Source organism: Buttiauxella ferragutiae, assembly GCF_022637515.1.
Classification (GTDB): Bacteria; Pseudomonadota; Gammaproteobacteria; order Enterobacterales; family Enterobacteriaceae; genus Buttiauxella; species Buttiauxella ferragutiae.
In genome coordinates, this window is the sequence record NZ_CP093332.1 from 2,321,426 (window position 1) to 2,339,840 (window position 18,415).

General features: G+C 49.0%; 22 protein-coding genes. 15 read left to right on the top strand and 7 right to left on the bottom strand.

Features of this window, described 5'->3' with window-relative positions:
* Nucleotides 1–15: 15 nt before the first annotated feature.
* The 5 genes from MNO13_RS10665 to MNO13_RS10685 all read left to right on the top strand — a co-directional run bounded on the left by MNO13_RS10665 (nt 16) and on the right by MNO13_RS10685 (nt 4,889).
* Entirely contained in the window at nt 16–540 is a 525-nt protein-coding gene (locus MNO13_RS10665) for a DUF1003 domain-containing protein (protein WP_064545862.1), read from the top strand.
* Nucleotides 541–831: 291 nt separating this feature from the next.
* Nucleotides 832–1,971: a D-alanyl-lipoteichoic acid biosynthesis protein DltD gene (locus MNO13_RS10670; protein ID WP_241939964.1), complete on the top strand. Its 1,140-nt coding sequence runs from the start codon at nt 832–834 to the stop codon at nt 1,969–1,971.
* 126 nt (nt 1,972–2,097) lie between these two features.
* Nucleotides 2,098–3,219, top strand: coding sequence for an MBOAT family O-acyltransferase (locus tag MNO13_RS10675; RefSeq protein ID WP_241939965.1), 1,122 nt, complete (start codon nt 2,098–2,100; stop codon nt 3,217–3,219).
* Nucleotides 3,216–4,652, top strand: a complete 1,437-nt coding sequence (locus MNO13_RS10680) for an AMP-binding protein (RefSeq protein WP_241939966.1) — start codon at nt 3,216–3,218, stop codon at nt 4,650–4,652. Before MNO13_RS10675 ends, MNO13_RS10680 begins: the two co-directional genes overlap by 4 nt.
* 18 nt (nt 4,653–4,670) lie before the next feature.
* Nucleotides 4,671–4,889 carry an acyl carrier protein gene (locus tag MNO13_RS10685; protein ID WP_241939967.1) on the top strand — a complete coding sequence of 73 codons (219 nt, stop codon included), beginning with the start codon at nt 4,671–4,673 and terminating at the stop codon, nt 4,887–4,889.
* 184 nt (nt 4,890–5,073) lie between these two features.
* Here MNO13_RS10685 and cmoB read toward each other — a convergent pair whose 3' ends face one another.
* From cmoB to MNO13_RS10710, 5 genes are all read right to left on the bottom strand, one after another.
* On the bottom strand, nt 5,074–6,045 hold the full coding sequence (cmoB, locus tag MNO13_RS10690) for a tRNA 5-methoxyuridine(34)/uridine 5-oxyacetic acid(34) synthase CmoB (protein ID WP_064545872.1): 972 nt from the start codon (nt 6,043–6,045) through the stop codon (nt 5,074–5,076).
* On the bottom strand, nt 6,042–6,785 hold the full coding sequence (cmoA, locus tag MNO13_RS10695) for a carboxy-S-adenosyl-L-methionine synthase CmoA (protein WP_232887036.1): 744 nt from the start codon (nt 6,783–6,785) through the stop codon (nt 6,042–6,044). Before cmoA ends, cmoB begins: the two co-directional genes overlap by 4 nt.
* Nucleotides 6,786–6,832: 47 nt before the next feature.
* A complete protein-coding gene (locus tag MNO13_RS10700; protein WP_064545876.1) occupies nt 6,833–7,228 on the bottom strand; it encodes an MAPEG family protein in 396 nt (131 codons plus the stop codon).
* Between the two features lie 70 nt (nt 7,229–7,298).
* A complete protein-coding gene (locus tag MNO13_RS10705) occupies nt 7,299–8,117 on the bottom strand; it encodes a DUF72 domain-containing protein (RefSeq protein WP_241939968.1) in 819 nt (272 codons plus the stop codon).
* The gene (locus MNO13_RS10710; RefSeq protein WP_241939969.1) at nt 8,114–8,680 is read right to left on the bottom strand and encodes a hydrolase; all 567 of its coding nucleotides are present in this window, start codon (nt 8,678–8,680) and stop codon (nt 8,114–8,116) included. The genes MNO13_RS10705 and MNO13_RS10710 overlap by 4 nt, the downstream gene beginning before the upstream one ends.
* Nucleotides 8,681–8,929: 249 nt before the next feature.
* Between MNO13_RS10710 and aspS the strand changes: the two genes are divergently transcribed.
* The 9 genes from aspS to MNO13_RS10755 all read left to right on the top strand — a co-directional run bounded on the left by aspS (nt 8,930) and on the right by MNO13_RS10755 (nt 15,771).
* Nucleotides 8,930–10,702, top strand: coding sequence for an aspartate--tRNA ligase (gene aspS, locus MNO13_RS10715; RefSeq protein WP_237930227.1), 1,773 nt, complete (start codon nt 8,930–8,932; stop codon nt 10,700–10,702).
* Nucleotides 10,702–11,145 carry a dihydroneopterin triphosphate diphosphatase gene (nudB, locus tag MNO13_RS10720; protein WP_064545887.1) on the top strand — a complete coding sequence of 148 codons (444 nt, stop codon included), beginning with the start codon at nt 10,702–10,704 and terminating at the stop codon, nt 11,143–11,145. Before aspS ends, nudB begins: the two co-directional genes overlap by 1 nt.
* A 23-nt stretch (nt 11,146–11,168) precedes the next feature.
* Complete coding sequence (locus tag MNO13_RS10725) at nt 11,169–11,912, top strand: YebC/PmpR family DNA-binding transcriptional regulator (protein WP_241939970.1); 744 nt, start codon at nt 11,169–11,171, stop codon at nt 11,910–11,912.
* A gap of 43 nt (nt 11,913–11,955) precedes the next feature.
* Complete coding sequence (gene ruvC / locus MNO13_RS10730) at nt 11,956–12,477, top strand: crossover junction endodeoxyribonuclease RuvC (RefSeq protein ID WP_064545890.1); 522 nt, start codon at nt 11,956–11,958, stop codon at nt 12,475–12,477.
* 79 nt (nt 12,478–12,556) lie between these two features.
* Nucleotides 12,557–13,168, top strand: a complete 612-nt coding sequence (gene ruvA, locus MNO13_RS10735; protein ID WP_064545891.1) for a Holliday junction branch migration protein RuvA — start codon at nt 12,557–12,559, stop codon at nt 13,166–13,168.
* A 21-nt stretch (nt 13,169–13,189) separates the two neighbouring features.
* Nucleotides 13,190–14,200 (top strand): Holliday junction branch migration DNA helicase RuvB, encoded by a 1,011-nt coding sequence (ruvB, locus tag MNO13_RS10740; protein ID WP_064545893.1) that lies wholly within the window; start codon nt 13,190–13,192, stop codon nt 14,198–14,200.
* 552 nt (nt 14,201–14,752) lie between these two features.
* Nucleotides 14,753–14,902 (top strand): SymE family type I addiction module toxin, encoded by a 150-nt coding sequence (locus tag MNO13_RS10745; RefSeq protein ID WP_133521653.1) that lies wholly within the window; start codon nt 14,753–14,755, stop codon nt 14,900–14,902.
* Nucleotides 14,903–14,992: 90 nt separating this feature from the next.
* A complete protein-coding gene (locus tag MNO13_RS10750; RefSeq protein ID WP_064545895.1) occupies nt 14,993–15,286 on the top strand; it encodes a type II toxin-antitoxin system TacA family antitoxin in 294 nt (97 codons plus the stop codon).
* On the top strand, nt 15,283–15,771 hold the full coding sequence (locus tag MNO13_RS10755) for a GNAT family N-acetyltransferase (RefSeq protein WP_064545897.1): 489 nt from the start codon (nt 15,283–15,285) through the stop codon (nt 15,769–15,771). The genes MNO13_RS10750 and MNO13_RS10755 overlap by 4 nt, the downstream gene beginning before the upstream one ends.
* Nucleotides 15,772–15,846: 75 nt before the next feature.
* Here MNO13_RS10755 and znuB read toward each other — a convergent pair whose 3' ends face one another.
* Together znuB and znuC are read right to left on the bottom strand one after the other, a co-directional pair.
* On the bottom strand, nt 15,847–16,632 hold the full coding sequence (znuB, locus tag MNO13_RS10760) for a zinc ABC transporter permease subunit ZnuB (RefSeq protein ID WP_064545898.1): 786 nt from the start codon (nt 16,630–16,632) through the stop codon (nt 15,847–15,849).
* On the bottom strand, nt 16,629–17,384 hold the full coding sequence (gene znuC / locus MNO13_RS10765; protein WP_064545899.1) for a zinc ABC transporter ATP-binding protein ZnuC: 756 nt from the start codon (nt 17,382–17,384) through the stop codon (nt 16,629–16,631). The genes znuB and znuC overlap by 4 nt, the downstream gene beginning before the upstream one ends.
* A 79-nt stretch (nt 17,385–17,463) precedes the next feature.
* Between znuC and znuA the strand changes: the two genes are divergently transcribed.
* Nucleotides 17,464–18,408: a zinc ABC transporter substrate-binding protein ZnuA gene (znuA, locus tag MNO13_RS10770; RefSeq protein ID WP_064545900.1), complete on the top strand. Its 945-nt coding sequence runs from the start codon at nt 17,464–17,466 to the stop codon at nt 18,406–18,408.
* Nucleotides 18,409–18,415: the final 7 nt, after the last annotated feature.

Below are 18,415 nucleotides of genomic sequence, written 5' to 3' on the forward strand. Positions count from 1 at the left end.
TGAGGAGTAGTGAAAATGACGTTATCCAGCAAAGAGCCATCTGGCAAAATAACGAATCGCGATCATTTACGTTTCCATCGTATTCACCAGCATTTAACGCCAACCTTCGGGGAAAGTTGGTTTGCATTAAAAGCTGAAGCGTTTGCCCGGTTTTTTGGCACGCCTTTTTTTCTTGGCGCACAAACTCTTATTGTTTTAGTTTGGATCGTTCTTAACGTTACGGGCGTGAGCCATTTTGACCTCTATCCATTTATCTTGTTAAACCTGGCATTTAGTCTCCAGGCTGCTTATGCCGCTCCACTCATTTTACTTGCGCAAACGCGCCAGGCTGAAAGGGATAAAGCACACGGGGAAGCTGATGCTTTGCATCGGGAAGATTTAGCGCAGGCCAATGAAAAACGATTAAAATTTGCAGCAGAACAAGCCGAACAGATGATCAAATTGATTGAGATGAATACTGAGCTAACAAATGTCACTAAAGAGCTAACAGAACGCATCGAGAAAATAGCTGAACAGTTGCATAAACAACTAGTGAAATAGACATGCTGTGAGCGTTATGCATGGCGACCCAGCATAGAGATGTTCTCTGCGTCATAGCCGTTCTCTGAGACTTTGATTCTCGATATACATAATGACAGCAATAAAATGGGTGGTTGTAGCTAATTTGTTAAATATTGGTTGTTTTTGTTGCTTTGTACATAGCGTTACATACGGATACCAATCACTCAATGAATAGAGTGGTCCATTTCTTTATTATCAAAATCCCTTTAGAAATATGTTGATAGAGTAATATTTTCTATTTTATTTGGTTTCGATAAAGTTGTGCCGATCATGAAAATAAATAAAGCTATTTTATTGCACATTTCCATGGCAATCCTTGCTGCTTTGGTTTTAACCATTCCACCTTTTATCGATAGCTTACAACCGGCATTAAAATTTCTACCATTAATAAAAACAATGGAAGGTACACGTAAAGTTCAGGCAGAGAAAATGGCAACCATTTCGTATGCTCTGAATGGTCACGCCATTTTCTTCCTCGGAGCATCGGAAGTTGCCACGTCTGAAGATGAGCATTTTGCGGTATATAATTTTTTTAATACCAAACTGCATCAGCCCACTGTGGCTTACGGTGATAGCTTCGTCGATAACATGACGCAACTCGCCTTGCTGACGCGCTTTAAACAAGATCTGTCACCAAAAACGAAACTGGTATTGCTCTTGTCACCCGATAGTTTCTTTTTTGATGGTATTCCTCCGACGATTTTCGCTGACCATTTCCCGGACTCGGTGTTTAAACCATTAATGTCAGATGCCACCATACGTCCTGTTTTGACCCATTATTTAACCCATATCGATGCGCAAGATGTGGATCATCTCACTTTTAGCCAGATGCGTATTTTTGGCTGGCACACAAAAATTGTCTGGCGTGAAATTAAATATCAGTTCTCTTCATTCTGCGAAATGATCAGAGATTATTTCTTATCACTGGCACATATTCGCCAGTCAAATACGCAGCCGTGGCCGGTGGCGCCCGCTAACGAGTTAAATATTGACTGGAATGCAGAATTACAGCAAGCCCAGCAACTTAACCGTGCTCGTCATGAAAGTGCCGCCACGTTATGGATGGATCAAGAGATATTTGCCGACGATAAAACGCCAGAAGATTGGTATACCGCGCCTCCATCGGGCCGAGAAAAAGAGGCGTTTATAGCAATGATGAAGCTGCTGCATGAACGCCAGGTTAATGTCGTCGTCATTATCGATCCGCTTAATCCGTGGGCGCTAAAGAATACGGATAAATTCCAGCCGACAGATCGCTTCATCCAGCAGACGTTGAGAAAATATAACACGCCTTATTTTGATATGTACGACCAAAGCTATCAACCGGGATGGAACTGGGATCGTCTTCATCCTACTGAACTGGCATGGGTGGCCATGGACCGTTTTATTTCCGAGGCATTCAAAAAATGAAAAAAGCCATCCGACTCTTTTTCCTTTATCTGTTTCTGCTGGTAACCATCGTGACATGGTCTTCAGTGGATAACAGCATGAATATCAAATTGCATTTTGAATATCAGCAATTTTAGGAGTCAGTGAATGTATACCAGTGCACCTTTCTTTGCTGTGTTGTTTGCCAGTTCGCTATTGTTTGCGGGCGTTAATCGTTTGCTGGGTAACCGATTGACCTACGCTTCACTGTTTTCTGCATTTGCGTTAATTGCTGTCTGGGGATACGTTTTCAAAAACCAGATAACCATTCCGTTATTGATGTTTGCGTATTTATATGTGATTGCGGCTTTAAAAGATAAGTCGTGGCTGAAAACCTGGCAGTCGGTGACATTGAGTTTACTGCCATTGGTTCTGGTTAAATTACATCTGAATAATCATTGGGGAATGTTAGGTCTTTCTTTCATGACTTTCAGAGCGGTGGACGTTTTACTTTATCGCAATAAGAAAGATTCCCGCAATTTCTTACAGTACTTTAGTTACCTCTTTTTACCCTTTGTTATTCTCGCCGGGCCGATGTATCGCTGGCGAAGCTGGGTTCAGGATATCACTCAACCTAAATTTCGGCTGACAACTGCGGTGTTCCTGCAATCTATGGAACAAATCTTTTATGGCATCGTGCAGAAATTTTTGTTTGCCATGTTGATTGATAACCTGGTGATTAGCCACTGGAGCCATCGGCCTTTTACGCTGACTGTTGGCGTAGTGATGTCGCTGGCATATAGCTTCTATCTCTATTTTGATTTTGCGGGTTACAGCAATATGGCGATAGGCGCCGGGCGTTTGTTTGGGCTGAATTTACCCGCCAATTTCAATTTACCGATACTGGCAAAAAACCCGCAAGATTTCTGGCGTCGGTTCCATATTAGCTTATCGGAGTGGTTGCGAGACGTAGTCTTTATGCCGATTTATATGAATCTGATGAAGGTTGAGTTTTTCAGAAACCACAAAGTGACAGCGCAAAATATCGGTATTTTCTGCACGATGTTTTGCATGGGAGCCTGGAATGGACTGGAGCTGAATTACGTTGTCAGCGGTGCGTTGTTTGGTGGCATATCGGTTATTCACAATTTGATCCTTTGGCTGGCAAAGCGCAGCCAAAAAATGTCCACATGGTTAAAAATGCCTTTAATTGTCTTTATGGGGCGAATGTTGACGCTGGCAAGTGCAGCAGCCTCTCTTTATATTTTTAGCGGAATGTCTCCTGTATGAAGAATAATGACGAATTACAACAGCTAAGTGATTATCTACATGCTGTGTTACTTGAACCGAAAAACGCTCAGCAATTGGCGATAAGTGGCAGCGATAATAGTTTGAGCTGGCGGCAACTCGGTTGTGCTGTGCTTGGCTGGGCGGAACGTTTTGCTGTGCTAAAACTCGCCAAGAATGTTCCTGTGGTGCTTTATGGACATCAACAAGCAGAGTTTGCCAGCGCCATTTATAGTTGTTTATTACATCAAATCCCCTATATTCCAGTTGATAATATCTATCCGGCAGAACGCCTGAAAGAAATCTGTGAATTAGCCCGTGCGCCTTATTATTACGACGTTCAGCAAAAGGTATTTGTAGCAACCGGAGTCACGGCTCAGCAGTTGGAAGAGCAGGATTTAGCCTACATTATGTTTACTTCGGGGAGCACCGGTAAACCTAAAGGAGTGCAGATTGGTCGCGAAAGCGTCTGGAATTTCATGCAGTGGGTTCGCAATGATTTTTCTTTGCCTGCGCATCCGGTGCTGATGAATCACGCGGTATTCAGTTTTGATTTATCGTTAATTCCATTACTCGGCAATTTGGCGACTGGCGGTCATATCGTGCTTAATGCTAAAGAGGATATTACTGCGGATAACTGGCTAGCCCATTTGCAACAGCAAAAAGTCTCTGTATGGGTTTCTACTCCATCTTTCGCTTATCAAAAATTATTGCTACCAGAATTTCGTGCAGAATATCTCTGCGATCTGAAAGTTTTTGTCTTTATTGGTGAGGTGCTGAGTAAAACCCTGGTAAAACATCTGCGCCGTCTTTTCCCTGAGGCAAAAATACTCAACTCTTATGGCCCAACTGAAGCGACCATTGCCACCACGGTGATTGAGATAAGCGATGAGATCCTGCACGAAGAAGGAGATCTATTGCCTATCGGCGCGATGATGCCGCATTCAGAAATGGAAATTACCGCAGATAACGAATTAATTATCTGGGGTAAAAATGTGATGCGTGGCTATCTTGGATTACCAAAAGAGAATGCTGAAAAGCTTTTGTGGAATGAAAGTAAGCATTGGCGCGGCTACAAAAGCGGTGATTTAGGGCGCGCGGGTAAAGAGTATTTATATTGCCAGGGGCGTAACGACAGCCAGATTAAACTCAATGGCTATCGTATTGAAATTCATGAAATTGAAAGCCGATTGCTTGCGCTTTCAGGCGTCAGTGAAGCAGTGGTTTTACCGCTGACCAAAAAAGATGGTGCTGTATTACGCCTGGCTGCCTTTTGCGCTTCAAAGCTCTCGGAAAAAGAGATTAAAGCTAACCTCACGCAAATTTTACCCTCTTACATGGTGCCCTCGCAGATTGTCATCATGGATACCTTACCTCTTAACACTAACGGCAAAATTGACCGTAAATTACTCGATGTTCAGGCGCGTACCTGCTGAAGATCTAAGGGCATATATATGGAACAGAAAGTATTAGCGATATTTGAAAATGTGTTGTCCCGCAAAGTCGCGTTTAACGACGAGCTTATTGAATCCGATATTCTTGATTCAATTACTGCAGTAGATATCGTTCTGGAAGTGCAGGCACAATTTGGCTGTGCTATTCCACCGACGGACGTTGCCAGTGTGTTGAAAACACCCGCAACGCTTGCGGCATGGATTGAAGAAAACGCCTGAGGTATAAAAAGCCCAGATTGCTGACAAAGGGTGATAAATGTGTTTTGTAGGGTGGGTAAGCGTTAGCGTCATCCACCATTTACGCCAGTGGTGTCGGATGACGCTGCGCTTATCTGACCTACGAAGAAGTTTGTCATCAGTCTCAAGCCCCGAGATTTATCGGGGCTGGATTGTGCAGATAATATTACGGTTTACGCGCTACCAGAACGGCACGTAGCGGGGCAGGGTAGCCTTCGATAGTTTTGCTACTGTCATTCGGGTCAAGGAAGTCGGCCAGCGATTCGGTCGTCAGCCAGCTAGTGCGGCGCTGTTCTTCGCTGGTGGTGTAGCAATGGTCGACAATTTTTACGTCAACAAAACCACATTTCTCCAGCCAGTTTTTCAACGCTAATGCCGATGGAATGTAATAGACGTTACGCATTTGCGCGTAGCGTTCGCCAGGCACCAGTACCGTATTTTCGTCGCCTTCTACCACCAACGTTTCCAGCACCAGTTCACCGTCTTTGGCTAACTGGTTTTTCAACTGGTAAAGGTGATCGAGCGGTGAACGGCGGTGATACAGCACCCCCATCGAAAAGACGGTATCAAAGATGTTCAGCTCTGGCAGTTGCTCAATGCCAAGTGGCAGGACATGCGCGCGTTGGTCATTACCCAGCAGCTTACGCACCGCTTCGAACTGGCAAACGAACAGTTGCATTGGGTCGATACCCACAGCCAGATGCGCGCCCGCGCCAATCATGCGCCACAGGTGATAACCGCTCCCGCAGCCGACATCCAGAATCGTGCGCCCGGTAAGTGGAGAAATGTGTGGCAAAACACGATCCCACTTCAGGTCTGAACGCCATTCGGTGTCGATGTCCACGCCATACAGCGAATATGGCCCTTTGCGCCATGGCATCAGGTTGCGTAGCAGTTTTTCAATACCCAGACGCTGACCATCGCTGAGCGGTGCCTCAGATTCTGCCGTTACGCTGTGCAATAAATCCAGGCGATATGGCGCCAGTTCAGGCAGGTATTCAACGGTGTTGTACCAGTGTTTGAATTGACCGTGCAGGTTCTCGCGCTGCCAGGTGGCAATTTGCGCCGGCAGTGTTTCCAGCCAAGGGGCCAGCGGGCTTTTCGCGATAAGCTGATAAAAATTACCAAAGTCGATCATGCAGATGTTCCTGATTTCAGTGCAACCAAAGAGCCAAAGTTAAAGCACTGGAACCATAATTCTGCGTGGTCAAATCCGGCTTGTTTGAGGCGTTTTTTATGTGTTTCGACAGAGTCGGTGAGCATCACGTTTTCCAGCATGCTGCGCTTTTGGCTGATTTCCAGCTCGCTGTAGCCGTTCGCACGTTTAAAATCGTGGTGCATATTGAAGAGTAATTCGCCGACTTCGCCATCTTCAAAACTGAATTTTTCCGACAGCACTAACGCGCCGCCAGGGTTCAGCCCCTGATAGATTTTTTCCAGCAGCAGTTTGCGGTCATCGGGTTCAAGAAATTGCAGGGTGAAATTCAGCACCACCATCGAGGCATTTTCGATAACGATATCGCGGATATCACCTTCGATGACCTCGACCGGAGTTTGCGCTTTGAAGGCGTCAAGATGACGGCGGCAGCGCTCGACCATTGCAGGGGAGTTATCTACCGCGATAATTTTGCAGTTGTCATGCTGGATGTTACGACGCACCGATAATGTTGCCGCGCCAAGTGAACAGCCAAGATCGTAAACCTGGCTACCCGGTGCCACAAAGCGCTCCGCCAGCATGCCAATCATCGAAATGATATTCGAGTAGCCCGGTACCGAACGTTGAATCATATCGGGGAACACTTCAGCTACGCGTTCGTCAAAGGTCCAGTCACCTAATTTGGCGATCGGGGCGGAAAACAAGGTATCGCGGTCAGACATAATGTTAAATCCGGAAATTCGAAATTTCGAAAGGGGCATATTTTGCGTTAATGCAGCGAGAAAACCAACTCCCATGGCATATACCACAGGTTAGCCAGCACCATCAGGATCAATGAAGCCCAGGTGGCGCTCATGCCGGAACGACGCCAGCGGATTAAACGGTGGTGAAAACCGTGCGCATGCATCAGGCGGCCAACAATCAGCAGCAACCCACTAACATGCACCATCCAGGTTTCAGCGCCGTTCATTTCCATCAATAATAAAAGCAGTAATGCGACAGGAATATATTCCACTGCATTACCGTGAATACGAATCGCACTCTGAAGTTCGCTAAAGCCACCATCACCATAAGAGACCCGGTATTGCGAACGCATACGGACAACATCAAACGAGAACTTAATCAGCAACAAAGCACCCAAAACGGCGTAGAGCGCGCTTACCATACTCACATCCTTTAGAGATAGTTCCAGCACTGCATATAATAGCAGTGCAACCTATAAGCTGTCGCTACCCCTAAAATAGGGAGTTTTGCTTAGGAATGGCAGGTTCATTGCCCAAATCGGGAAGAGCCTGCTGCAATCCGCGCCATAGTGTATGGACTAAATCCTGGACTTGCCCAATGTCAGGCGTATGCAGGAACAGGTAAGGCGTGGCGTTTTGTTGCCATTTTGGCAAGGTTTTAAGCCAAACGTCGAAAAGCGCCTGATTTTGCACCATATCGTCACTGCCGATAAAGCGCACCATCGGGTGATTTGCGGTGACGACGGCATGAACCGGTACTTTGGGTTTTTTACGCTGGGCTTCGTGCATCGCTTCGTTGTTGGCGATAGCGCTGTGCACCGGACGGCTATCCAGAATAACCCGGTTAACACCACGCAGATGCAAACCCCGATTAAATGCTTGCTCATCGGCACTCTTATCGAAGAAAGAAGGGTGGCGAACTTCGACGCCGTAGGTGAATTCTTTTGGCAAAGCGTCGAGGAAATTCCACAGCGCAGGTAAGTCGGCAGGGGCAAATTTTGCGGGAAGTTGCAGCCAGTATTGCCCGATGCGCTGTGCCAGTGGAGACAGGCGATCAAGAAATTCGGCGGTCAAATCTCCGCACTGACGAAGTGCGGCGTTATGGGAAATGGTGGCCGGGAATTTAAAGCAAAAGCGGAAGTTGTCGTCGGTCATCTCGCGCCAACGAAGTACCGTCTCCGCTTTAGGCAAGGCGTACAGCGTGGTATTGCCTTCCACACAATTGAAGTGGCGAGCATAATCTTCCAGAGAAGTTATACCAAGACGCCCCCATTTAGGGTGCGACCATTGGGGAAGGCCGATATAAATCACAGTGCAGCGAGGATTTCGTCAGTGCTGCGTACGCGCCCAATGCGCGGGAAGATATTCGTCATGCTGCCTTGATGTTGTTCGCTGCTTGCAGCACTGCACGCATCTTCAGCAATCACCAGGTTGAAGCCCAATTCCCATGCGTTACGGGCAGTAGATTCCACACCGATGTTGGTGGAAATCCCACATAGCACGATGGTGTCGATGCCACGACGGCGTAACTGAAGCTCCAGATCGGTGCCGTAGAAGGCTCCCCACTGGCGTTTAGTGACTTCAATGTCGCTGTCTTTTTTACCCAGTGCTTGCGGGTAAAGCCACCAGTTTTCCGGCAAAGCATGAGCGCCTGCCTGTGCATCAACCGGTTGTTTGAGTGCTTCGGCAAAGTCTTTAGACCAGCCAACACGCACCATAATAACCGGGGCGTTATTCTCGCGGAATTTATCAGCCAGCCTGGCTGAACGAGCCACCACATCCTGTGCGCTGTGCGGGCCGCCTGCAAATGGCAAAATGCCTTCCTGCAAATCAATAACGACTAGTGCGGTTTTGGAAGTATTCAGTTCTAACATTCGGTGACTCCGGTTCAAAATTGAATTATCTCGCAACACATTACGACGGAACATATGTTCGACAGTTTACAAATTTTGTTAATTTTTGTGAGAATAGGCCAAACAAGGCGCATTGAAACGCGTCAGTTCTTATCGCGGGCCAATATTTCCAGTATAATAGCCCCCTTTTTTCAACTATATCTGACATACAAAAATAGTGGCCACCGGTGCAGGTTGCACACAGTGAGCGGCTAATTTAAGGGATATCTCATGCGTACAGTATATTGCGGGCAGCTCAATCAATCCCATGTGGGACAACAAGTAACACTGTGTGGTTGGGTCAATCGTCGTCGTGACCTCGGTAGCCTTATCTTTATTGATATGCGCGATCGCGAAGGCATCGTGCAGGTGTTTTTCGACCCGGACCGTCAGGACGCGTTCCAGCTTGCTTCCGAACTGCGTAATGAGTTCTGCATTCAAATCACCGGCACCGTTCGCCCGCGTGATGAAAAAAACATCAACAAAGATATGGCAACCGGCGCGGTGGAAGTGTTCGCTACCGACCTGACCATTATCAACCGCTCTGAAGCGTTGCCGCTGGACTCCAACCACGTCAACACCGAAGAAGCGCGTCTGAAATTCCGTTACCTGGATTTGCGCCGCCCTGAAATGGCGAACCGCCTGAAAACCCGTGCGAAAATCACCAGCTTCGTGCGCCGTTTTATGGATGACCACGGTTTCCTGGATATCGAAACCCCAATGCTGACCAAAGCCACGCCAGAAGGCGCGCGTGACTACCTGGTGCCGAGCCGTGTTCACAAAGGTAAATTCTACGCATTGCCGCAGTCCCCACAGTTGTTCAAACAGCTGCTGATGATGTCTGGCTTTGACCGTTACTATCAAATCGTTAAATGCTTCCGTGACGAAGACTTGCGTGCTGACCGTCAGCCTGAATTTACTCAGATCGACGTTGAAACCTCCTTCATGTCTGCTCCGCAAGTGCGTGAAGTGATGGAAAAACTGGTGCGTGAACTGTGGTTAGATGTGAAAAACGTCGACCTGGGCGATTTCCCAATCATGACTTTCGCTGAAGCTGAGCGTCGTTACGGTTCTGATAAACCAGACCTGCGTAACCCGATGGAGCTGGTGGACGTTGCTGACCTGCTTAAAGACGTTGAGTTTAAAGTGTTCGCCGGCCCGGCAAATGATGCTAAAGGCCGCGTTGCAGCACTGCGAGTGCCAGGTGGCGCACAGTTAAGCCGTAAACAGATTGACGATTACGGCAAGTTCATTGAGATTTACGGCGCGAAAGGTCTGGCTTACATCAAAGTGACCGAGCGTGCTAAAGGCATCGAGGGGATCACCAGCCCGGTCGCTAAATTCCTGAACGCAGAAATCGTTGAAGCTATTCTGGCCCGTACCGGTGCGCAAGATGGCGATATGATTTTCTTCGGTGCGGACAATAAGAAAGTGGTTGCTGACGCGCTTGGCGCACTGCGTCTGAAAATCGGTAAAGATCTGAGTATCACCGATGATAAAGCCTGGGCACCGCTGTGGGTTATCGACTTCCCAATGTTTGAAGACAATGGCGAAGGCGGCCTGACCGCGATGCACCACCCGTTCACTGCACCAAAAGATATGACCCCAGAGCAACTGGCGGCAGATCCGGAAGCTGCTGTTGCGAACGCATACGACATGGTGATTAACGGTTACGAAGTGGGCGGCGGTTCCGTGCGTATCCACAACGGCCAGATGCAGCAGACCGTGTTCGGCATTCTGGGCATCGCCGAAGAGGACCAGCGCGAGAAGTTCGGCTTCCTGCTCGATGCCCTGAAATACGGTACACCACCGCACGCAGGCCTGGCATTTGGTCTGGACCGTCTGACCATGCTGTTGACCGGTACCGACAACATCCGTGATGTTATCGCGTTCCCGAAAACCACCGCCGCAGCGTGTCTGATGACTGAAGCCCCAAGCTTCGCCAACCCAACAGCGCTGGCTGAACTGGGTGTCGCGGTGATTAAAAAGGCTGAGAAAGAATAATGGGCTATAAGCATCCCGTTTCGGTATTAGTGGTGATTTTTGCACAAGACACCGGGCGGGTGCTGATGCTACAGCGGCGCGATGATCCTGATTTCTGGCAGTCGGTTACCGGCAGCCTGGAAGAAGGGGAAATTGCGCTGCATGCCGCACAGCGTGAAGTAAAGGAAGAGGTTGATATCGACGTTGTTTCAGAACAACTGGCTTTGATTGACTGCCAACGCTGTGTGGAGTTTGAAATTTTTACACATTTGCGTCATCGCTATGCTCCGGGAATTACGCGCAATACGGAATATTGGTTCTGCCTTGCGCTGCCTCACGAACGCCAGATAACCATTTCGGAACATCTGGCCTGGGAATGGACGGACGCACATGCTGCGGCGGCTATGACAAAGTCGTGGAGCAACCGGCAAGCGATTGAAGAGTTTGTAATTAATGCCGCCTGAAAAAGGCGCTTTTGGAGATAGTTATGGCAGGTCATAGTAAATGGGCCAACACAAAGCACCGCAAAGCTGCGCAGGATTCCAAACGCGGTAAAATTTTCACCAAAATTATCCGTGAGCTGGTAACTGCAGCCCGTTTGGGCGGTGGTGATCCGGGTTCTAACCCGCGTTTGCGTGCAGCGATTGATAAAGCGTTGTCTAACAACATGACGCGTGACACCTTAAACCGCGCGATTGCACGTGGTGTGGGCGGCGATGAAGACGCGAACATGGAAACCATCATTTATGAAGGTTACGGTCCTGGCGGTTCAGCTGTAATGGTTGAATGCCTGAGTGACAACCGTAACCGTACCGTGGCAGAAGTACGCCACGCGTTCAACAAATGCGGTGGTAACCTGGGAACTGATGGCTCCGTAGCCTATCTGTTCACCAAAAAAGGCGTTATCTCTTATGCTCCTGGCAAAGATGAAGACACCGTAATGGAAGCCGCGCTTGAAGCGGGTGCCGAAGACGTCGTTTCTTATGACGACGGTGCTATCGACGTGTTCACCGCCTGGGAAGACATGGGCGCTGTCCGCGATGCACTGGAAGCAGCAGGTCTGAAAGCTGATGAAGCCGAAGTTTCTATGATCCCATCCACTAAAGCGGATATGGATGCAGAAACCGCACCGAAACTGATGCGCCTTATCGATATGTTGGAAGACTGCGATGACGTGCAAGAGGTTTATCACAACGGTGAGATCTCTGACGAGGTTGCGGAAACCCTGTAATGGTGTTGTCTGAAACCTTACAGCTGTTTATGAGGGACGCGTGATGGCGATTATTCTCGGCATCGACCCGGGGTCACGCGTTACCGGTTATGGCGTTATACGCCAGACTGGCCGGCAGCTAACCTATTTAGGCAGCGGCTGTATTCGTACTCAGGTGACCGACTTACCCTCGCGTTTGAAACTCATCTACGCGGGGGTGAGCGAAATCATTACCCAGTTCCAGCCAGAGTATTTCGCTATTGAATCAGTGTTTATGGCGAAGAATGCCGACTCTGCTTTAAAGCTCGGACAGGCACGAGGTGCTGCGATTGTTGCGGCGGTAAACCATGAGCTTCCGGTGTTTGAATATGCCGCCCGTCAGGTAAAACAGACGGTAGTGGGTATCGGCAGTGCGGAGAAAAGCCAGGTGCAGCATATGGTACGCACTTTGCTCAAACTCTCTGCTAACCCACAAGCGGATGCGGCCGATGCACTGGCAATTGCCATTACGCATTGCCATGTGACGCAGAACTCGATGCAGATGAGTGATACACGGCTTAATCTGGCACGGGGACGATTAAAATAAATAAGGCTGGATATCTATCCAGCCTTTTTAATATGATAAGCAAAATTTTTGGCATAAACGCTAAACGCAGGAGCATATCGTGATTGGTCGACTCAGAGGCATCATCCTTGAAAAACAACCGCCGCTGGTACTTATGGAAGTCGGTGGCGTAGGGTATGAAGTCCACATGCCGATGACTTGCTTCTACGAATTACCGGATATCGGTAAAGAAGCGGTGGTATTCACTCAGTTCGTGGTGCGTGAAGACGCGCAGTTGCTCTACGGTTTCAACAACAAACAAGAACGTACCTTGTTCCGTGAGCTCATCAAAGTGAATGGCGTTGGCCCTAAGCTGGCGCTGGCCATCCTCTCCGGTATGTCTGCACAACAATTTGTGAATGCCGTAGAGCGTGAAGAAATTGGTTCATTGGTCAAATTGCCAGGCGTAGGTAAAAAGACCGCTGAGCGCTTGATTGTTGAAATGAAAGACCGCTTCAAAGGTATGCACGGCGACCTGTTTACTCCGGCGTCTGATCTGGTGCTCACCGCTCCGGAAAGTGGCGTGGCTGACGACGCAGAAGCAGAAGCGGTTGCGGCACTAGTATCACTGGGCTATAAACCACAAGAAGCCAGCCGTATGATTAGCAAAGTAGGGCGTGCCGGTGCTGATTGTGAAACGCTGATCCGCGAAGCACTCCGCGCAGCACTTTGAAGCCCCTGAGGTAGATGAAGGATGATTGAAGCAGACCGTCTGGTATCGCCAGACACCATCACCCCTGATGAGTTAATTGACCGAGCCATTCGCCCGCGTTTTCTGGCGGATTATGTCGGCCAGCCGCAGGTTACATCGCAAATGGAGATCTTCATCCAGGCGGCAAAACTGCGTGGGGATGCGCTTGATCATCTGTTAATTTTCGGCCCACCAGGTTTGGGTAAAACCACGCTGGCTAACATTGTTGCCAACGAGATGGGCGTTAACCTGCGAACCACTTCCGGCCCCGTACTGGAAAAGGCAGGTGACCTGGCAGCGATGCTGACCAACCTCGAACCGCATGATGTTTTGTTCATTGATGAAATCCACCGCCTTTCACCGGTTGTTGAAGAAGTACTGTATCCGGCGATGGAAGATTACCAGCTCGATATTATGATTGGTGAAGGCCCGGCGGCGCGTTCAATCAAAATTGATTTACCCCCGTTTACCCTGATTGGCGCGACAACTCGAGCGGGTTCTTTGACTTCGCCACTGCGTGACCGTTTCGGCATTGTGCAGCGCCTCGAGTTTTATCAGGTTGCCGATTTGCAGCACATTGTTGGCCGCAGTGCCAGCGTGCTGGGGCTTGAGATGAGCGAAGAGGGCGCGCTGGAAGTGGCGCGTCGTGCGCGTGGTACACCGCGTATTGCTAACCGTTTATTGCGTCGCGTGCGTGACTTTTCGGAAGTACGGCACGATGGCACCATTAATGGTGACATCGCTTCGCAAGCGCTGGATATGCTGAATGTTGATACCGAAGGCTTTGACTATATGGACCGCAAGCTATTGTTAGCGGTAATAGACAAATTCCTTGGCGGCCCGGTCGGGCTGGACAACCTCGCGGCAGCAATTGGTGAGGAACGGGAAACGATTGAAGATGTACTCGAACCCTTCCTGATTCAGCAGGGCTTCTTGCAACGTACGCCGCGCGGGCGAATGGCAACGCCAAGAGCCTGGACTCATTTTGGGATTGTGCCACCCGCACAGCCTTGAATGATCTATACCCTAAATAATTCGAGTTGCAGTTAGGCGGCAAGGGAGTGAATCCCCAGGAGCTTACTTCAGTAAGTGACTGGGGTGAAGAAGTGCAGCCAACACCCCTGCAGCTTGAAGTATGACGGGTATAAAAAGCTGCTCATCTATTGTTGATAACCCCGGCTTTAGTCGGGGTTGTTTTTAACTACGGTCGTTTGTAGATAATCCTATCTAAAGTACTCGGTTGGTATTACTGGAATGTGTAACATATCGAACCGTTTTCAATCAGAATCGTTCTGACGCTGTTGCTGCGGTAAAGTCTGAACAGGCAGCAATATGATATCAACAGGGCTTCTCCCGATGCTAATGAACGGTCAGGTCACTGTGAAATGAGTTTCATAGGCTTTTACGAGACAGATTCCAGTTTGTGAAATTGTCTTAATTATCATAGAGAAAAACTCTAGTCGTCGGTAATAGTTAGCGGTATCTTTCCTGCGCACCTGCAAAATCAGGCGTCGGGATTGGAACCTCTGGTGGTGGAAGTTAAATCTTCTTATCGGAGGTTGCCAAATGGCTACGACCTCAACCCAGACTCACCCATCATCAACGCTTTCTAAAACCCATCGCCGCTACACCGTCAGCTACGTGCCTGCTCAGGGAATTCACGATACGCCTTCAATACCTCTTCCTGGAGAATGGCTGGCAGAAGCCGGGCCGTGAAGTTGTTGTACATTTTCTTTGGTGTGTAATGACATCAACGTTACGCAAGCTGTATACTTATTACCCACAAACATCTATGAGGAAGATATCATGCCTGGTGCACAAAACATCGGTGTTAAACGTGAAACGTTAAATTTGCGTATTAAGTCCACCGAGCGCGACCTGATCGACCGTGCAGCAAAAGTCAGAGGGAAAAATCGTACTGATTTTGTTCTGGATGCTGCTCGGGCAGCGGCTGAAGAAACGCTGCTTGAACAGCGTATTATTATGGTGGACCCCGAAGCTTATCAGGAGTTTCTTGCTCGCCTTGATCAGGCGCCGGAATCCAATGCGGCACTGCGTAAAACCATGCAGACAATCGCACCCTGGAATCATAAAAAATGATTGCCGCTCCTGAACCTCTACGCGCTGAACATGTTGTTAGCCAGTTTTGTTGCGGAGTGGAGTCTATGGATAGCTGGCTCAGACAGCGGGCGATGAAAAATCAGTTAACCGGTGCATCCCGTACTTTCGTTTGTTGTGATGAAGCAAGGGTGCTGGCTTACTATTCACTGGCATCAAGTGCGGTTGCACCGAACTCAGCGCCAGGTCGCTTTCGTCGTAATATGCCTGACCCGATCCCGGTAGTAATATTGGGGTGTCTGGCAGTTGATAAATCGTTACACGGGAAGGGCATCGGCAGGGCGCTGGTGCGTGATGCCGGACTACGGGTCATTCAGACAGCAGAAACGATTGGTATCCGTGGGATGCTGGTTCACGCCCTCTCTGAGGAAGCCAGGGATTTTTATTTACGCGTCGGGTTTGAACCCTCACCAGTAGAACCGATGACGTTGATGATCACTACTGGAGATTTAGTCGCCGCTCTTTGAACTGAGCGCCAAAAAGCGACTCAACTGTTCTTGTCACCCGAACTATTGCCAGTAGTCCGGGTCCTAAATAATTGTTTATGCCGCTTGTTTCTTCGCCATACTCAGCACAAACAACACCGCCGAACTCAATACCACTGATGGCCCTGCGGGCGTGTCATAGAATGCTGAGAACGTCAGCCCACCCGTCACGGAAAGCATCCCGATAATCACCGCGAAACCTGCCATCTGCTCAGGCGTGCGCGCAAAACGACGTGCGGTTGCCGCAGGAATAATCAGCAGCGAAGTGATAATCAGCGCACCAACAAATTTCATTGCAACGCCAATCGTCAGGGCTGTCACCAGCATCAACAGCATCTTCACTCGTTGCAGGTTAACCCCATCTACATGGGCGAGATCCGGGCTAATAGTCATCGACAACAAGTTGCGCCATTGCCAAAGCAGAACGCCGACGACCACCGCAACGCCCAACGCAATTGAGATAATGTCTGGCATGGTGACTGAAAGCAGGTCGCCAAACAGATAGGCCATCAAATCGACACGGACGTTAGACATCAAACTCACGACCACCAGACCCAGCGACAAAGCACTGTGTGCCAGGATACCTAAGAGGGTATCTAATGCCAGATGTGGGCGTTTCTCGAGCCAGACCAGGCCGAAAGCCAGCATTAACGTCACAGCAATCACGGCATAAAAAGGATTCACATTGAGCAATAAGCCAAAGGCCACGCCTAATAAAGAAGCGTGGGCGAGGGTATCGCCAAAGTAAGACATTCTACGCCATACAACAAACGAACCAAGCGGGCCAGCAGCGCACGCCAGCAGGATCCCGGCAAGCCAGCCGGGTAACAACAATTCAATCATGACTGGCCATTCCCTCTGCGCAGAACGATACGTCCGGTAAGATCGTGACGGTGATTATGGTGGTGACGATAAATGCCTAACTGCTCCGCACCACGCTGGCCGAACATCGAAATGAATTCCGGGTGCATCGACACCACTTCTGGCGTACCGGAGCAGCAAATGTGGTGGTTAAGGCACAGCACATCATCAGTTTTTGCCATCACTAGATGCAGGTCGTGGGAAACCATCAACACCGCGCAATCCAATTCGTGGCGCAGTTGATCAATCAGGTTATACAGTGCCAATTGGCCATTCACATCAACACCTTGCGTAGGCTCATCAAGCACCAGCAATTGCGGTTGATTGAGCAGCGCGCGTGCCAACAGGACGCGTTGGTTTTCACCGCCGGAAAGCTTTTGCATCGGGGCTTCAATCAGATGAGCGGCTTGAACGCGTTTAAGCGCTGGCAGAATATCCGCTTTTTTCACGCCAGGGCGCAGGCGCATAAAACGACTTACCGTAAGCGGCAGGGTGGCATCCAGATGCAGTTTTTGCGGCACATAGCCAATACGCAGGTCGCGGTCGCGCTTGATAACTCCTTCGTCAGGTGCTACCAGCCCAAGAACCACACGCACCAGCGTTGATTTTCCAGCGCCATTTGGCCCGAGCAGCGTCAAAATTCGGCCTGGCTTGAGGTCGAGTGAAATATCAGACAGCACACGGCGTTGTCCGAAAGAAACAGAAATATTTTCCAGTGATACCAGATTTGTCATGACAATTTCAGGGGTTGCAGAAGTTAGCGAATGTTATAATATCACACATCTCTGATTCATAACGATGATAAGTCGCATTATGTTACATAAAAACTCATTTCTTTGCGCAGCTTTAACAACTGCTTTTATGGCTACCGCAGCCGTGCCCGCACAGGCCGCCGTGGTTGCCTCTATCAAGCCATTAGGTTTTATTGCCGCAGCGATCGCTGACGGCGTGACACCGACAGAGGTTTTACTGCCAGATGGCGCTTCTGAGCATGATTATGCACTTCGCCCATCGGATGTAAAACGCTTACAAAGCGCGGACTTAGTGGTGTGGGTTGGCCCAGAAATGGAAGCCTTCATGCAGAAGTCGGTTAATCAATTAGCTGAACAAAAACAAGTGCAATTGGCTGTATTGCCGGGTGTGAAACCGTTGCTCATGAAAGGCGGTGACGACGACGACCATGGTCATGAAGGACATGACAATTCAGCCGAAAATAGTGATGTAGATCACCATCATGGTGAATACAACATGCATATTTGGCTTTCACCAGAGGTAGCGCGGCTGTCGGCGGTTGCAATCCACGATAAATTAGTGGAACTTATGCCCCAAAATAGAGCCAAACTTGACGCCAACTTGCAATCTTTCGAGTTAGGATTAGCCAACATCGACAAGCAAGTGGCTAACGTGCTCGCACCGCTCAAAGGTGAAGGGTATTTCGTTTTTCACGACGCTTATGGCTACTTTGAAAAACACTACGGTCTAACACCTCTTGGTCATTTTACCGTGAACCCTGAAATCCAGCCCGGTGCGCAGCGTTTACATGACATCAGAACACAGTTGGTTGAGCAAAAAGCCGTGTGCGTATTTGCTGAACCACAATTCAGGCCAGCCGTGATCAATGCCGTAGCCCGTGGTACTAACGTCCGTTCCGGAACGCTGGACCCACTGGGGATTGAGGTTAAGCTCGGCAAAGACAGCTATATGCAGTTTTTGAACGGGCTTGCGAACCAGTATGCGAGCTGCCTGAAAGGAGATTAACGAGGAA

What these genes read in the sequence shown, in the direction of transcription:
- MNO13_RS10750 (WP_064545895.1), top strand. Translation starts at nt 14,993, where the DNA reads ATGCCTGGTGCACAAAACATCGGTGTTAAACGTGAAACGTTAAATTTG.
- MNO13_RS10700 (WP_064545876.1), bottom strand. Translation starts at nt 7,228, where the DNA reads ATGGTAAGCGCGCTCTACGCCGTTTTGGGTGCTTTGTTGCTGATTAAG.
- ruvC (WP_064545890.1), top strand. Translation starts at nt 11,956, where the DNA reads ATGGCGATTATTCTCGGCATCGACCCGGGGTCACGCGTTACCGGTTAT.
- MNO13_RS10745 (WP_133521653.1), top strand. Translation starts at nt 14,753, where the DNA reads ATGGCTACGACCTCAACCCAGACTCACCCATCATCAACGCTTTCTAAA.
- znuA (WP_064545900.1), top strand. Translation starts at nt 17,464, where the DNA reads ATGTTACATAAAAACTCATTTCTTTGCGCAGCTTTAACAACTGCTTTT.
- cmoA (WP_232887036.1), bottom strand. Translation starts at nt 6,785, where the DNA reads ATGTCTGACCGCGATACCTTGTTTTCCGCCCCGATCGCCAAATTAGGT.
- MNO13_RS10675 (WP_241939965.1), top strand. Translation starts at nt 2,098, where the DNA reads ATGTATACCAGTGCACCTTTCTTTGCTGTGTTGTTTGCCAGTTCGCTA.
- MNO13_RS10685 (WP_241939967.1), top strand. Translation starts at nt 4,671, where the DNA reads ATGGAACAGAAAGTATTAGCGATATTTGAAAATGTGTTGTCCCGCAAA.
- MNO13_RS10755 (WP_064545897.1), top strand. Translation starts at nt 15,283, where the DNA reads ATGATTGCCGCTCCTGAACCTCTACGCGCTGAACATGTTGTTAGCCAG.
- MNO13_RS10725 (WP_241939970.1), top strand. Translation starts at nt 11,169, where the DNA reads ATGGCAGGTCATAGTAAATGGGCCAACACAAAGCACCGCAAAGCTGCG.
- znuB (WP_064545898.1), bottom strand. Translation starts at nt 16,632, where the DNA reads ATGATTGAATTGTTGTTACCCGGCTGGCTTGCCGGGATCCTGCTGGCG.
- MNO13_RS10670 (WP_241939964.1), top strand. Translation starts at nt 832, where the DNA reads ATGAAAATAAATAAAGCTATTTTATTGCACATTTCCATGGCAATCCTT.
- MNO13_RS10665 (WP_064545862.1), top strand. Translation starts at nt 16, where the DNA reads ATGACGTTATCCAGCAAAGAGCCATCTGGCAAAATAACGAATCGCGAT.
- cmoB (WP_064545872.1), bottom strand. Translation starts at nt 6,045, where the DNA reads ATGATCGACTTTGGTAATTTTTATCAGCTTATCGCGAAAAGCCCGCTG.
- MNO13_RS10680 (WP_241939966.1), top strand. Translation starts at nt 3,216, where the DNA reads ATGAAGAATAATGACGAATTACAACAGCTAAGTGATTATCTACATGCT.
- aspS (WP_237930227.1), top strand. Translation starts at nt 8,930, where the DNA reads ATGCGTACAGTATATTGCGGGCAGCTCAATCAATCCCATGTGGGACAA.
- znuC (WP_064545899.1), bottom strand. Translation starts at nt 17,384, where the DNA reads ATGACAAATCTGGTATCACTGGAAAATATTTCTGTTTCTTTCGGACAA.
- nudB (WP_064545887.1), top strand. Translation starts at nt 10,702, where the DNA reads ATGGGCTATAAGCATCCCGTTTCGGTATTAGTGGTGATTTTTGCACAA.
- ruvB (WP_064545893.1), top strand. Translation starts at nt 13,190, where the DNA reads ATGATTGAAGCAGACCGTCTGGTATCGCCAGACACCATCACCCCTGAT.
- MNO13_RS10710 (WP_241939969.1), bottom strand. Translation starts at nt 8,680, where the DNA reads ATGTTAGAACTGAATACTTCCAAAACCGCACTAGTCGTTATTGATTTG.